Below are 256 nucleotides of genomic sequence, written 5' to 3'. Positions count from 1 at the left end.
ACTGCGCAATTGATTATTCGTAAAGGTTTTCATTCGCACATTGACAGTTACTCAGCCTTTATGGAAGCAGATCATAAAACCACAACAGGTTTGGCAGGGTATTTGCGAGAACGTCAGATCGACACTGTATATATTGTTGGCATTGCGACAGACTTTTGCGTCGCGTGGACTGCTATGGACGCGGCTAGATTAGGTTTTAAGACCTTTGTGATTTCTGATGCGACCAAAGCAATTGATCTGCACGGCTCATTACAAC

Annotated in this window: 1 protein-coding gene; it reads left to right on the top strand. The window is 43.8% G+C overall.

From position 1 onward, the window contains the following. The coding region (locus FLQ44_RS22745; RefSeq protein WP_147696168.1) for an isochorismatase family protein at nucleotides 1–256 on the top strand (256 nt) is incomplete at both ends.

Source organism: Vogesella mureinivorans (assembly GCF_007644035.1).
Classification (GTDB): domain Bacteria; phylum Pseudomonadota; class Gammaproteobacteria; order Burkholderiales; family Chromobacteriaceae; genus Vogesella; species Vogesella mureinivorans.
The sequence above is the reverse complement of the archived record's forward strand: the minus strand, read 5'-3'. Positions and strand labels throughout refer to the sequence as shown.